The organism is Cyanobium usitatum str. Tous, from assembly GCF_963920485.1.
In the GTDB taxonomy this organism is placed as follows: Bacteria; Cyanobacteriota; Cyanobacteriia; order PCC-6307; family Cyanobiaceae; genus Cyanobium_A; species Cyanobium_A usitatum_A.
On record NZ_OY986431.1, the window covers coordinates 866,132 to 879,063 of the forward strand.

Annotated in this window: 13 protein-coding genes and 1 tRNA gene; 8 read left to right on the plus strand and 6 right to left on the minus strand. The window is 65.0% G+C overall.

The genetic code is table 11. The features are described 5' to 3' along the window. Positions 1–21: 21 nt before the first annotated feature. Positions 22–108 (plus strand) — tRNA-Ser (locus U9970_RS04690). 88 nt (positions 109–196) lie between these two features. On the opposite strand, the gene pstB is transcribed toward U9970_RS04690, so the two are convergent. The 3 genes from pstB to pstC are packed head-to-tail and all read right to left on the minus strand — an operon-like array spanning position 197 to position 2,987. After that, positions 197–1,021, minus strand: a complete 825-nt coding sequence (gene pstB / locus U9970_RS04695) for a phosphate ABC transporter ATP-binding protein PstB (RefSeq protein ID WP_255023723.1) — start codon at positions 1,019–1,021, stop codon at positions 197–199. A gap of 45 nt (positions 1,022–1,066) precedes the next feature. Further along, positions 1,067–1,981, minus strand: a complete 915-nt coding sequence (pstA, locus tag U9970_RS04700) for a phosphate ABC transporter permease PstA (RefSeq protein ID WP_322765523.1) — start codon at positions 1,979–1,981, stop codon at positions 1,067–1,069. Positions 1,982–1,991: 10 nt separating this feature from the next. Continuing rightward, the gene (pstC, locus tag U9970_RS04705) at positions 1,992–2,987 is read right to left on the minus strand and encodes a phosphate ABC transporter permease subunit PstC (protein WP_322765524.1); all 996 of its coding nucleotides are present in this window, start codon (positions 2,985–2,987) and stop codon (positions 1,992–1,994) included. 198 nt (positions 2,988–3,185) lie between these two features. Here pstC and dnaK point away from each other — a divergent pair, with 198 nt between their 5' ends. From dnaK to murQ, 4 genes are read left to right on the plus strand one after another with little or no spacing between them, the layout of a single operon-like run. After that, complete coding sequence (dnaK, locus tag U9970_RS04710) at positions 3,186–5,240, plus strand: molecular chaperone DnaK (protein WP_322765525.1); 2,055 nt, start codon at positions 3,186–3,188, stop codon at positions 5,238–5,240. Continuing rightward, complete coding sequence (locus U9970_RS04715) at positions 5,237–6,184, plus strand: DnaJ domain-containing protein (RefSeq protein ID WP_322765526.1); 948 nt, start codon at positions 5,237–5,239, stop codon at positions 6,182–6,184. Before dnaK ends, U9970_RS04715 begins: the two co-directional genes overlap by 4 nt. A 34-nt stretch (positions 6,185–6,218) precedes the next feature. Further along, positions 6,219–6,623 carry a DUF3110 domain-containing protein gene (locus U9970_RS04720; RefSeq protein WP_322766024.1) on the plus strand — a complete coding sequence of 135 codons (405 nt, stop codon included), beginning with the start codon at positions 6,219–6,221 and terminating at the stop codon, positions 6,621–6,623. Further along, entirely contained in the window at positions 6,620–7,564 is a 945-nt protein-coding gene (murQ, locus tag U9970_RS04725; protein ID WP_322765527.1) for an N-acetylmuramic acid 6-phosphate etherase, read from the plus strand. Before U9970_RS04720 ends, murQ begins: the two co-directional genes overlap by 4 nt. Here murQ and mtnP read toward each other — a convergent pair. Continuing rightward, entirely contained in the window at positions 7,543–8,466 is a 924-nt protein-coding gene (mtnP, locus tag U9970_RS04730) for an S-methyl-5'-thioadenosine phosphorylase (RefSeq protein ID WP_322765528.1), read from the minus strand. The genes murQ and mtnP overlap by 22 nt on opposite strands. A 129-nt stretch (positions 8,467–8,595) precedes the next feature. On the opposite strand from mtnP, the gene U9970_RS04735 reads away from it, so the two are divergent. After that, positions 8,596–9,036, plus strand: coding sequence for a peptidylprolyl isomerase (locus tag U9970_RS04735; protein ID WP_322765529.1), 441 nt, complete (start codon positions 8,596–8,598; stop codon positions 9,034–9,036). A 22-nt stretch (positions 9,037–9,058) separates the two neighbouring features. Here U9970_RS04735 and ribBA read toward each other — a convergent pair whose 3' ends face one another. Next, positions 9,059–10,663 carry a bifunctional 3,4-dihydroxy-2-butanone-4-phosphate synthase/GTP cyclohydrolase II gene (gene ribBA, locus U9970_RS04740; protein WP_322766025.1) on the minus strand — a complete coding sequence of 535 codons (1,605 nt, stop codon included), beginning with the start codon at positions 10,661–10,663 and terminating at the stop codon, positions 9,059–9,061. Positions 10,664–10,820: 157 nt separating this feature from the next. On the opposite strand from ribBA, the gene argC reads away from it, so the two are divergent. After that, entirely contained in the window at positions 10,821–11,885 is a 1,065-nt protein-coding gene (gene argC / locus U9970_RS04745) for an N-acetyl-gamma-glutamyl-phosphate reductase (protein ID WP_322765530.1), read from the plus strand. Here the strand turns inward: argC and purN are convergent. Then, entirely contained in the window at positions 11,876–12,580 is a 705-nt protein-coding gene (gene purN / locus U9970_RS04750) for a phosphoribosylglycinamide formyltransferase (RefSeq protein ID WP_322765531.1), read from the minus strand. The two genes, argC and purN, sit on opposite strands and share 10 nt — an antisense overlap. Positions 12,581–12,586: 6 nt before the next feature. Here purN and U9970_RS04755 point away from each other — a divergent pair, with 6 nt between their 5' ends. Continuing rightward, complete coding sequence (locus U9970_RS04755; RefSeq protein ID WP_322765532.1) at positions 12,587–12,931, plus strand: DUF1257 domain-containing protein; 345 nt, start codon at positions 12,587–12,589, stop codon at positions 12,929–12,931. The last annotated feature ends 1 nt before the right edge of the window (position 12,932 follow it).

Here is a 12,932-nt window from a genome sequence, read left to right on the forward strand (position 1 = left end):
TGGTTGCCCCATTTTGCCCCTGGAGAGGTGGCCGAGTGGTCGAAGGCGCAGCACTGGAAATGCTGTATAGGGGCAACTCTATCGAGGGTTCGAATCCCTCCCTCTCCGTTATAAAGCCGGCCTTGCGGCCGGCTTTTTCATGACCTGCCGAGATTGAGAGAATCAATCCCTGGCTTGCCAAGTTGCTCAATATTTATCAGCCGAAGCGGCCGCTCACGTAGTCCTGGGTGGCCTGCTGGCCGGGGGCATTGAAGATCCGTTCGGTGTCGTTGAACTCCACCAGGTAGCCCACCTTGCCGGTGCCACCTTCCACGGCTTCGGCATTAAAGAAGGCTGTTTGATCAGCCACTCGCACGGCTTGCTGCATGTTGTGGGTCACGATGATGATCGTGTAGCTGCGCTTCAGCTCATGCATTGTTTCTTCGATCTTCAGTGTGGAGATCGGATCAAGCGCTGAGCAGGGCTCGTCCATCAAGATCACCTCAGGTTCGGTGGCGATGGCCCGGGCGATGCAAAGGCGCTGCTGCTGGCCGCCAGAGAGGGCAAAACCGCTCTCCCTAAGTTTGTCCTTGCATTCATCCCACACCGCAGCCTTACGCAGGGAGCGCTCCACCAGCTCATCCATATCGCCCTTGAAGCCGTTGATCCGGGCACCGAAGGCGATGTTTTCGTAAATTGTTTTTGGGAAGGGATTGGGCTTCTGGAACACCATGCCAATGCGCCTGCGCACCTCCACTGGATCCACCTTGGGGTCGTAGAGATCGTGGCCGTCAAAGACAACCCTGCCCTTGAGCTTGCAGCCCGGAATCAGATCGTTCATCCGATTGAGGCCGCGCAACACGGTCGATTTACCACAACCAGAAGGGCCAATAAAGGCTGTCACCCGGCCGCGAGGAATGTCCATGAAGACATTCTTCACCGCCTCAAATTTGCCGTAGGAGATGGTGACGTTCTGCAGGGACATGCAGGCGTCTCCTTTGCTAGAGGCGGCGGACTGGCTGGAGTGGAGGCTGCTGGTCATGGCTCTGAAAGGAATGGGGAAGGGGAAGGACTGGAGGTTTGGGCTTCAGACTTTGGCCATTCGGCTGATCCAGCGGGCCAGCAGGTTGGCGGCCAGGATCATCATCACCAGCACAAATGAAGCGGCCCAGGCAAGTTCGTTTTGGGCCTCATAGGGCATGATCGCGAAATTGAAGATCAGCACCGACATGGTGGCGATCGGGTTAAACACGCCCTCAGGCCAGAAGGGTGAGAAGAGTGCCGTGAATATCAAGGGAGCCGTTTCGCCGGCGGCTCGGGCGATTGACAGCACAATGCCAGTGGCTATCGGAGTGAAGGCCGACGGCAAGGTGATCCGCGTCACGGTCACAAACTTGGAAGCACCCACTCCGTAGGCACCCCAGCGCAGCTCCTGGGGCACCAGCTTGAGACCCTCATCGGTGGTCTTAATCACGGTGGGCAGCATCAACACCGAAAGGGCGATGCCGCCAGCCATGGCGCTGTAGCTCTGGTCGAAAAATATCCGGGTGGCAACGACAATGCCGTATACGAAAACACCACTAATGATCGACGGCACGCCGGCTAAAACGTCGTTGCCGAAGCCGACAAACTGGGCAAACCAACCGCGACTGGAGTATTCGCTGAGGTAGATGCCCCCTCCCACCCCCACTGGGATCGCAATCAAGGAGGCGATCAGGGTCACCAAGATTGTGCCAAGGATGGCGTTGCCGATACCGCCTCCCTCCAAGCCGGGGGGTGGTGGCAGCTGGGTGAACAGGCTGGCGCTGATCAGGCGACCGCCCTGCATCAACACGTGGAACAGGACCAGCACCAGCGGCAGCACCGCTATGGCTGCGAATACGCCAGCGATACTGGTGAACAGCAGGTTGAGTCGGTTGCGGCGCAGGCCTGGGTCGAATTGCAACGGCCGTCGGTCAAACAGGGCGGTGTTGTCGTAGGTGATCGGAGAGGGGTTAGCCATGGTGGTGTGATCAGTAACGCAGGCTGAGACGACGGACGAGCCATTGAGCCGCCACATTCACCGCAAATGTGAGCAGCATCAGGATCAAGGCGGCATACATAAGCGCCGATACCTGGATGCCATCGGCTTCACCAAACTGGTTGGCAAGCATCGCTGCGATCGTGTTGCCCGGGGCAAGCAGCGATAGATCGAAGTTGAGGGCGTTGCCAACAATCATCGTGACCGCCATGGTTTCCCCCATGGCCCTACCCAGGGCAAGCATCACACCGCCAGTTATGGCCGAAACGGCGGCTGGCAAGATCACGCTGAAAATGGCTCCCCAGCGGGTGGTGCCTACGCCGTAGGCCCCCTGGCGCAGCTCAATCGGCACCTGGTTGAGGGCATCTCGTGAGATGGCCGTGATGATCGGCAGCACCATCACCACCAGGATCAAGATGGCCGGGGCCATGCCAGGACCCTGGGGCACGGTGTTGAAGAAAGGAGTCCAACCCAAAAGGCTGTGCAGCAGATTGAGGGCTGGGCGGATAGCCGGCTCCATCACAAAGATGGCCCAAAGCCCGAGCACCACCGAAGGGATGGCGGCAAGTAGTTCCACCATCAAGCCAATCGCCTCCCGCAGGAAGCTGGGGATCAGGTCTTCGGTGATGAAGATCGCCGTGCCCACACCCAAGGGAATGGCTATTGCCAGCGACAGGATCGAGGTCACCAACGTGCCGTAGATGGCGATGAAGGCCCCGTATTCCTCGTTGACTGGATCCCAGCTGGAGGTAGTGAGGAAGCTGAGTCCAAAGCTGGAGATCGCCTCCCGGGCCCCTTGGAACACGGTGAGAAATATGCCCAGCAGCACGATTGCTACAAAGGAGGCAAGCACCAGCGTTAACTGCCGAAAGCCGAGGTCAATCAGCTTTTCCGAGGGTGGGCGGCGACGCAGGGTGAAGGCGTCAGCAGCAGGATTGCGGTTTGGATTCACTGGGCCTGAGCCCGCTGGGCTGGAGTCCGTCAGCATGGGTAGGGATGGCTTTGCATCGGTCAGCGCTGAGCGGCCGATCCACCCGAAATCTACGAAGCGCTGCACTCCCCGCCGTTTAAGCAGTGATTAACGTCTGGGAGCCCGTTAGTTTTGGACTTCCACAGCGCGGGGCTGAGCCGCCGTTTTCATGGGTCGACGGGGTTCCAGCCGCATGCTTTTACCTAAAGGGGTGCCATGTCCCGCATAGTTGGCATCGACCTAGGCACCACAAACTCAGTGGTGGCGGTACTGGAGGGCGGCCGTCCCCAGGTGATCGCCAGCGCTGAAGGCGGCCGCACCACCCCCTCGGTGGTGGGCTTCAGTCGCGACCAGGAGTTGCTCGTCGGTCAGCTGGCCCGGCGTCAGCTTGTGCTCAACCCACGCAATACCTTCGCCAACCTCAAGCGTTTCGTTGGCCGGCAGTGGGACGAGCTCGAGGAGGACAGTCTTTCGGTGCCCTACAGCGTGCGGGCCAACGACCAGGGCAACGTGCGGGTGGTGTGCCCAGCCACCGAACGGGAATACGCCCCTGAAGAGCTGGTTGCCAGCGTGCTGCGCAAGCTCTGTGATGACGCCGCCACCTACCTCGGCGAACCCGTGGAGGCGGCGGTGATCACCGTGCCGGCCTACTTCAACGACGCCCAGCGCCAGGCCACCCGCGATGCCGGCCGCCTGGCTGGGATCAGCGTTGAGCGGATCCTCAATGAGCCCACCTCGGCAGCCCTGGCCTACGGCTTCGATCGCAGCACTGTCAAGCGGGTGCTGGTGTTTGACCTGGGCGGTGGCACCTTTGATGTGTCCGTGCTGCGCATCGCCCAAGGGGTGTTCGATGTGAAGGCCACCAGCGGTGACACCCAGCTGGGCGGCAACGATTGGGACCGGCGCATTGTTGATTGGCTGGCCGATGCCTTCCTGACAAAGCACAGCATTGATCTGCGCCGGGACCGCCAGGCCCTGCAGCGGCTCACCGAAGCAGCGGAGAAAGCCAAGATCGAGCTCAGTGGTGTGCAGAGCACACCGATTTCCTTGCCTTTTATTGCCACCGGCCCCGACGGGCCGCTGCATATCGAAACCACCCTGGAGCGGCGAGTGTTTGAGGGCCTCTGCCCCGATCTGCTTGATCGGTTGCTGCGGCCGGTGCAACGGGCCCTGCGGGATTCGGCCTTCGCGGCCGAAGACATCGACGACGTCGTGCTGGTGGGCGGCTGCACCCGCATGCCGATGGTGCAGCAGATGGTGCGCACCCTTATTCCGCTGGAGCCCTGCCAGTCGGTGAACCCCGACGAGGTGGTGGCGATCGGTGCTGCGGTGCAGGCGGGGATCCTCACCGGTGAGCTGCGCGATCTGATGCTCAACGACGTCACGCCCCTTTCGCTGGGTCTGGAAACCATTGGCGGCGTGATGAAGGTGCTGATCCCCCGCAACACCTCGATCCCGGTGCGCAAGAGCGATCTGTTCAGCACGTCTGAGGCCAACCAAAGCTCGGTGGAGATCCACGTGCTGCAGGGGGAGCGGCAGATGGCGCTTGATAACAAGAGCCTGGGGCGTTTTCGTCTCTCTGGCATTCCGCCGGCGCCCCGGGGTGTGCCCCAGGTGCAGGTCTCCTTCGACATCGATGCCAATGGCCTGCTGCAGGTGTCGGCGACCGACCGCACCACCGGGCGTCAGCAGAGCGTCAGCATCCAGGGGGGCTCCAACCTCAGCGAGGAGGAGATCACCAAGCTGATTGAGGAGGCCGATCTCAAGGCCAGCGAGGATCGGCGCAAGCGAGCCGAGATTGATCGCCGCAACCGCGCCCAAACCCTGGTGGCCCAGGCTGAGCGCCGGTTGCGCGACGCGTCCCTTGAACTGGGCCCCTACGGCGCCGAGCGCCAGCAGCGCTCGGTGGAGATGGCCCTGCGCGATGTGCAGGATTTGCTGGCTGCCGACGACCTGGTGGAGCTGGAGCTGGCCGTGAGCCAGCTCCAGGAAGCTCTCTTTGGTCTCAACCGCCGCCTGCAGAGCGAACGCAAGGCAGAGCAGGGGCCCCTGCAGGGGCTCAAGAACACCCTGGGCTCGCTCAAAGATGAGTTGTTTGCCGATGATGACTGGGATGACTGGAACCGCCCTGGCAGTGATCCCTGGGCTGCTCCCCCCAGTCGCTACGACCGGGATCCCTACCGCGAGCCCTATCGCGAATCTGAGCCGCTAGCCCGCGAACGGCGGCCCCGCAGCGACTCAGATCCCTGGGGGGATGGTTCTTACCGGTGACCTCTAGCCCCGCCGCCCCGGCCGACTACTGGTCGGTGCTGGGCCTCGAGCCTGGCGCCGATGCCAGCAACCTCAAACGGGCTTTCCGGGCCCAGGCCCGCCGCTGGCACCCCGATCTCAATGGCAACGACCCGCTGGCGGAGGAGCGCTTCAAGCTGGTCAACGAGGCCTATGCGGTGCTCTCAGATCCGCGTCGCCGCCAGGTCTGGGAGGCCGGTGTGCCCGCTGACGGCCCGGGTCGGGAGTCCCAGGATCCCTTTGCTTCCGGTTTCCCGGACTTCGAGGCATACCTCGAGGTGCTTTTCGGTGAGCGCCGCCGTCCCCGCCGGGCTGCCGAACCCGAGTGGCAGGAACCGGAGCCCGAGCCTCCTGAGGAAAACCCGCCTCAGGCTTCTGGATCGGTAACTGCCGCGCCGCCGCCGCCGCCACCGGTGCGGGCTTCCAGCGACCAGGAGAGCCTGGTGGAGCTGACGCCGGAGCAGGCGTTGCAGGGGGAGCGGCTGGAGCTGGAGCTGGCTGATGGCACGGCGGTGGAGGTGTGGACCCCTCCTTTTGCCGGCGATGGCTGGCGCCTGCGGCTGGCGGGGGTGACCCCTGGCGGTGGTGACCACTTCCTGCAGTTGCGGGTGCGCACCGAGGAAGGCCTGCGCATCGACGGCCTGAGAGTGCTTTACCCCCTCGAGCTGACCCCAGCGGAAGCGGCCCTGGGCTGCCAGGTGGTGGTGCCCACCCTGCGCGGGCCGGTGAAGCTGCGGGTGCCGGCCGGCTCCTCCAGCGGCCGCTTGCTGCGCCTGCGGGGGCGGGGCCAGGAGTGGGCTGAGCAGCGCGGCGACCAGCTGGTGGAGGTGCGGATCCTGGTGCCGGAGCAGCTGGGTGAGGCGGAGGCAGCCCTCTACAAACGGCTGCAGGAGCTCGCCGACGACCCCGACGACCAGCACCGGTGACACACTGGAGGGCCATTGCCCCATGCCGCGACCCATGCCGGTGCATGTGCTGCTGTTTGATGCCGGAACCGATCAGGAAGGCATCCATTCGTTGGAGCTAAATGGCCGCACGGTGGTGCTGCTGTTTGAAGACAGCGACGATGCGGAGCGCTACGCCGGTCTGCTCGAAGCCCAGGATTTCCCCGTGCCCACCGTCGAGCCGCTCGACCGCGAGGAGATGGAGCTTTTTTGCGGCGAGGCTGGTTATGAGGCCCGCTTTGTGCCGGCGGGCTTCCTGCCCCAGAGCGCTGAAGACCGGCTGCTGATTGCGCCGCCTGAGCGCAACATGGACGTAACCAACTGGCAGGAGCAGCGGGAGCAGCAGGAGCAGCAGGCAGGCGACACCTCCCCTGATCCCAGCCTCGAAGCCTTCCGCCGCCAGTTGGAGGGACTGCTGTGACAAGCCCTCCTGAGAGCGGGCCTGATCGCGGCCACCTGCTCACCGAGCAGGCCAATCCCCTCAGCGAGCGGCTCGACCAGCTGCCCACCGACGAGCTGGTGGGCCTTTTTTGTGCCAACGAACGGGAGCCCCAGCGGGCCCTGGAAGCGGCGGCCCCGGCCCTGGCTGCTGCCGTTGATGCCATCGCTGCCCGTTTGCAGGCCGGCGGGCGACTTTTTTACCTAGGGGCGGGCACCTCCGGCCGGCTTGGGGTGCTCGATGCGGCCGAGTGTCCGCCAACCTTCTGCACGGCGCCTGAGCTGGTGCAGGGCGTGCTCGCTGGCGGCGCCCCAGCCCTGCTGCGCAGCTCCGAGGGCCTGGAGGATCTGGCAGCTGCTGGCCGCAGCGACCTGGAGGAGCGCGGCTTTGGCCCGGCCGATTGTTTGGTGGGCATCGCCGCTGGCGGCACCACTCCCTACGTGCTGGGGGCTCTGGAGCACGCCCAGGCGATTGGAGCCCTGGCAATCGCCATGGCCTGCGTGCCAGCCGAGCAGGTGCCGATGCCCTGCTCCATCGACATTCGCTTGCTTACGGGCCCTGAACTGCTGGCGGGCTCCACCCGGCTCAAGGCCGGCACCGCCACCAAAATGGCCCTGAACTTGCTCTCCACCGGCGTGATGGTGCGCCTGGGCAAGGTGCACGGCAACCGCATGGTGGATGTGGCCGTCACCAACAGCAAGCTGGAGGATCGGGCCCTGCGCATCCTGCGCGATCTGGCGGGGCTGGAGCGGCAGCGCGGCCGGGAACTGCTGCAGCAGAGCGGCGGCTCCGTGAAGTTGGCCCTGCTGATGGCCGCTAGCGGCCTGGATGCGGCTTCCGCTTCAGCCCACCTGGCCAGCCATGGCCCCAGCCTGCGCCAGGCCCTGGCGGCCTGCGGCGCTCAGCTGAAGGGGCCCCAGTAGGGAGCCGTAAACAGGTCGAGCTTGCGGCGGGTGGCGGCAGGCACGTGCTCCTTGGGCGTCATTAGGGCATGGCGCAGGGCCTGGTGGGCGCTGCTGGTGGGTCGCTGGGCCTCAACCCGCTGGGCAGCTAGCCGCACGATCTGCTGGGCCAGGCTGGCGTTGGCCTGCAGGTTGGCGATCACCATTTCCACTGTCACCGAGGCGTGTTCCTGGTGCCAGCAGTCGTAGTCGGTCACCATCGCCAGGGTGGCGTAGGCGATCTCCGCTTCCCGGGCCAGGCGCGCTTCGGTGTGATTTGTCATGCCGATCACTTCGCAGTCCCAGGAGCGGTAGAGCTCCGATTCGGCCCGGGTGGAGAAGGCTGGCCCCTCCATGCAGAGGTAGGTGCCGCCGCGGTGCAGCGTGCGGCCTTCGGGCATCAGGCTTTCGGCCACATCGGCCAGCAGGCGGCTCAGCGCCGGGCAGAAGGGCTCGGCGAAAGCCACATGGGCCACCAGCCCCTCGCCAAACAGCGTCAGCGGCCTTTGATGGGTGCGATCGATGAATTGATCCGGCACCAGCATGTCGAGGGGCTGAACCTGCTCCTGCAGGGAGCCCACCGCGGACAGCGACAGGATCCAGCGCACGCCGAGGGAGCGCAGGGCCCAAAGGTTGGCCCGGTAGGGCACCTCGGTGGGGGTGTGGCTGTGATGGCGGCCATGACGGGCCAGGAACACCACCTCCAGATCGCCGATACGGCCTAGGCGCAGGGCATCGGAGTGGGCTCCGTAGGGCGTTTCGATCGTGAGCTCTTGAATGTCTTCGAGGCCCTCCATGGCGTAGAGACCGCTGCCCCCCAGGATCCCCAGGCGGGCGCGGCTGAGATCGATGCCGTTAGGGGAGTTGGGGGTGGGGCTGCTCATCGGCGGCGGGGTCTGGCGACGGGGCGTTGTAAGGGATCGGTCCGGCAGGACCGTGACCCATTCTCAGCACGGCGTTTCAGCCGGTTGGCCCTTGCCACCCCATAAAATCGGCCTTTGTTCCCTGCCGCCGTGACCAAAGCCTTGATGGAGACCGACGCCGGCACCATCGAACTCGAACTGTTCGAGGCCGATGCACCCAACACCGTGGCCAACTTCACCAAGCTCGCCAAGGAGGGCTTCTACGACGGCCTGGCCTTCCACCGTGTGATCCCCGGCTTCATGGCCCAGGGCGGTTGCCCCAATAGCCGTGAAGCCGCCCGTGGCACCGCCGGCACCGGCGGCCCCGGCTACCAGATCAACTGCGAGATCAATAGCCAGAAGCACCAAGCGGGCAGCCTGGCCATGGCCCATGCCGGCAAGAACACCGGCGGCTCGCAGTTTTATATCTGCCACGGAGCCCAGCCCCACCTCGATGGCGTGCACACCGTGTTTGGCCTCACCGGCAACATGGAAGTGGTCACGGCCCTCAAGAACGGCAGCCGGATCAACAAGGTGACCATTCAGGACTGAAAGCTGACAATCCAGGACTGAGTTAGCGCCAGATCAGAAAGGCACCGGGCTGAACTATCAGGTCGGTGCCCAGATCTGCAAGGGGCCGCTGCTCTGATTCCAGGTCAGCGCTGGGGTGACTGCTGCGTTGGCCATCAGGGGCTAATAGCAGGCTCAGCCGTTCGGTTTTGGGCCAGCCGCCCATCAGCACCAGCGCGGCAGCAACGGCCCCCACTCCACTGCCGGCATGGTCGAGGCCACTGAGTAGCAATGCCAGCTGGGGCTGGTCGAGCAGGGCCAGCAGCCTTGGATGCTCCTCTCGCTCCACCTGCAGCCCCTGCTTCAGGGCCCAAAGCTGCAGCTGCTCCAGCTGACCGCTGGTAGCCGCCTGGCCGTGCCAGGCCAGCACTGCCGTGGGTCCGCCGATCGGGCAGGAGGGACCATCACCCATCAGGTGGCCAAGTTTGATGCGCTTGGTTTGGAGGTAGGCGGCGTTGTGGCTGCCGGCATCCATCACCAGCGGCACCCGGTCTTCGACCTGCAGGCCATAACCACCGAGGCCTGCGATTTTGCGCGGGTTGTTGGTGATCAGGCGCAGGCGCTGGATGCCTAGGTCGCTGAGAATTTGAGCGCCAACCCCGTAGTTGCGCAGATCGGCAGCAAAGCCAAGGCGTTCATTGGCTTCTACCGTGTCGAGGCCGGTGTCCTGCAGGGAGTAGGCCTTGAGCTTGTTGATCAGGCCAATGCCGCGGCCCTCCTGGCGCAGATACACCACCACCCCAACGCCGGCGGCTTCGATCATGCGCAGGGCAGCTTCCAGCTGGGGCCGGCAGTCGCAGCGCAGCGAACCAAAGGCATCTCCTGTGAGGCACTCGCTGTGCACCCGCACCAGCACCGGCTCCTTAGCCAGCTGCGGTTGGCCTTTGATGATGGCAACGTGCTCGCTGCCATCGAGTTCGTTGCGGTAGCCGATGGCGCGGAAGTCGCCGAAGGCGCTGGGCATGGCCGCTTCCGCCTGGCGCTGCACGAAGCGCTCGGTATCGAGGCGGTAGCTGATCAGTTCGGCAATGCTGATCAGGCGTAATCCGTGGCGTTTGGCGTAGGCAGCCAGCTGGGGTAGCCGGGCCATGGAGCCGTCGCTGTTTTGAATTTCGCAGATCACCCCGGCGGGATAGAGGCCCGAAAGCCGGGCCAGATCAACGGCGGCCTCGGTGTGTCCAGCGCGCTTCAGTACGCCGCCTTGCTTGGCCCGCAGCGGAAAGATGTGGCCTGGCCGGCGCAGGTCGGCCGGACGGGTGTGGGGGTGGATCGCCACCTGGATGGTGCGGGCGCGATCGTCGGCGGAAATTCCCGTGCTGACGCCGTTTTCTGGGCCCGCATCGACGCTCACCGTGAAGGCGGTCTGGTTGCTGTCGGTGTTGCGATCCACCATCAGCGGCAGATCCAGGGCATCGAGTCGTTCACCCTCCATGGCCAGGCAGATCAGGCCCCGGGCTTCGGTGGCCATGAAGTTGATCTGCTCGGGCGTTGCAAACTGCGCGGCGCAGATCAGATCGCCTTCATTTTCCCGATTTTCATCGTCTACCACCACGATTGATTCGCCGTTGCGGATCGCGGCGAGACCATCGGCAACTGAGTCAAAGGCGATTCGCTCTTCCCCGTTCAAAGCGGCCTCCGGGCTGGAACCGGATGGCAAGGGTGAGGAACTCGAGTCGCGCAGGAGGGTCAACGGAGTGCGGGCGGGGACTGGGCCCTGGCGCAATCATCCTTTATAAAGCCCCTTCGTCCTGCCCCCGGGCCTTGCCATGGCCAACAAGCGTGTTGCGGTGATCGGGGCCAGTGGCTACGGAGGCCTGCAGACCCTGCGCCTGCTCCACCAGCACCCTGCCCTGGATGTCAGCTTCTTGGGCGGCGAGCGCAGCAGCGGCAAGCGCTGGAGTGAGCTGGTGCCCTTTTTGCCCCTGGCCGGCGACCCGGTGGTGCAAACCCCAGACCCCGATGCCATCGCAGCGGCGGCCGATTTCGCGGTGCTGAGCCTGCCCAACGGACTGGCGGCCCAGCTGGTGCCGCCCCTGCTGCAGCGGGGTGTGCGGGTGGTTGATCTTTCCGCCGACTACCGCTTCAGCAGCCTCGGCCGTTGGCAGGAGGTGTATGCCAGCGAGGCCCGGGAGGTGCCCCGCAGCGATGACGACCTCTGCGCTGAGGCCGTCTATGGCCTGCCCGAATGGGAGGCGGAGGCGATTCGCACCGCCCGCTTAATAGCTGCTCCTGGCTGTTTCCCCACGGCCTCCCTGCTGGGGCTGCTGCCGTTCTTGAAGCAGGGTCTGATCGACACCACCGGCATTGTCATCGACGCCAAAACCGGCACCTCCGGAGGTGGTCGGGCTGCCAAGGAGCACCTGCTGCTGGCGGAATGCTCCGAGGCGGTTGCTCCCTATGGGGTGGTTGGCCATCGCCACACCAGTGAGATTGAGCAGCTGGCTAGCCGGGTGGCGGGCCATGAGATCCAGCTGCAGTTCACCCCGCACCTGATGCCGATGGTGCGTGGCCTGCTGGCCACCGTCTACTGCCGTCTGCGCGACCCGGGCCTTACCGCTGAAGACTGCGCCACTCTGCTGGCGTCGGCCTACCGCCAGGCCCCCTGCGTTGAGGTGCTGCCGGTGGGCACATATCCCTCCACTAAATGGGTGCGCCAGACCAACCGGGCCCTGCTCTCGGTGCAGGTGGATCCCCGCACCGGCCAGCTGATCGTGATGGCTGCCATCGACAACCTGGTCAAGGGCCAGGCCGGTCAGGGGGTGCAATGTCTCAACCTGATGGCCGGGCTTGAGCCCACCGCCGGCCTGCCGTTGCTGCCCTTCTATCCCTGAGCTGCGAGGTGCTGAGCTGCGAGGTGCTGGGCGGTGAGGTGCTGGGCGGTGAGGGCTACCGCCAGGGGCAGGATGCGGTGCTCCTGGCGCTGGATGCGGGCGCTGAGGCTGGCGTGGTCGTCCGTTGCTAACACCGGCACCGCCGCCTGCACCAGGATTCGCCCTGCATCAACCTCCTCGCACACCTGGTGGGCAGTGCAACCGGTCAGGGTGACCCCCGACGCCAGGGCCTGGCCCACCGCATCAAGGCCGCGGAAGCTGGGCAGCAGCGAGGGATGAATGTTGATCAGGCGCTCGGGGAAGGCGCCGATCAGGGTGGGCGTCACGACGCGCATCCAGCCCGCCATCACCACCACATCAACGGAGGCTGCCTGAAAAGCCGCCACCAGGGCCTCGTCGAGGGCCTCGCGGCTGGCCACCCTGCGGTGGTCATGCACTTGGCAAGGTATGGCGAGGCGCTCGGCCCGTTGCTGGGCACCGCAGCCGGGGTTGTTGACCACCAGCAGGGCCACCTCTGCCTGGAGCCTGCCTTCAGCGCAGGCTTGCACCAGGGCTTCAAAGTTGCTGCCGGCTCCGGAAGCCATCACCCCTAGCCGCAGGATTGGCTGGGCGCTGGCCCAATCCGCTGGCAATTCCGGTGGCAATGGCCACTGGACGCAGGTCTCTTGATCGCTAGGGTCTGAAAAAGCGGGCATTGCGCCGTGTCCCACCTCACCATCCTGCCCACAGTGCTGCGCGATGCCGAGGGGCTCGCAGCCAGCTTGGTGGCCCTGGGCCACACCCCCATCTATGGCGGGGTGCTTAAGGGCTTTGCCGCCGAGCGCCAGCCAGTTCTTTTGCAAGTTGTTTTGCCGGGTGGTGAAAGGTTGGGCTGGCAGCGCCACCGCGACGGCTCCCTTGCCCTGGTCGGCGACCTGCAGCGCCTCAGCCGCTCCCAGAGCCTGCAGCGCCTGCTGGGCGCCATCACCCGCCGCTACGCCGCCGAGCTGGCCCTGCGCCAGGCCGCCAGCGCCTTTCCTGGGGCCCAGGTGAGCGTGGCGTCCTGAC

Excerpts from the sequence above, each read along its gene's own strand:
- purN (WP_322765531.1), bottom strand. The coding sequence starts at position 12,580 with ATGCCCGCTTTTTCAGACCCTAGCGATCAAGAGACCTGCGTCCAGTGG.
- argC (WP_322765530.1), top strand. The coding sequence starts at position 10,821 with ATGGCCAACAAGCGTGTTGCGGTGATCGGGGCCAGTGGCTACGGAGGC.
- U9970_RS04720 (WP_322766024.1), top strand. The coding sequence starts at position 6,219 with ATGCCGGTGCATGTGCTGCTGTTTGATGCCGGAACCGATCAGGAAGGC.
- dnaK (WP_322765525.1), top strand. The coding sequence starts at position 3,186 with ATGTCCCGCATAGTTGGCATCGACCTAGGCACCACAAACTCAGTGGTG.
- mtnP (WP_322765528.1), bottom strand. The coding sequence starts at position 8,466 with ATGAGCAGCCCCACCCCCAACTCCCCTAACGGCATCGATCTCAGCCGC.
- pstA (WP_322765523.1), bottom strand. The coding sequence starts at position 1,981 with ATGGCTAACCCCTCTCCGATCACCTACGACAACACCGCCCTGTTTGAC.
- pstC (WP_322765524.1), bottom strand. The coding sequence starts at position 2,987 with ATGCTGACGGACTCCAGCCCAGCGGGCTCAGGCCCAGTGAATCCAAAC.
- pstB (WP_255023723.1), bottom strand. The coding sequence starts at position 1,021 with ATGACCAGCAGCCTCCACTCCAGCCAGTCCGCCGCCTCTAGCAAAGGA.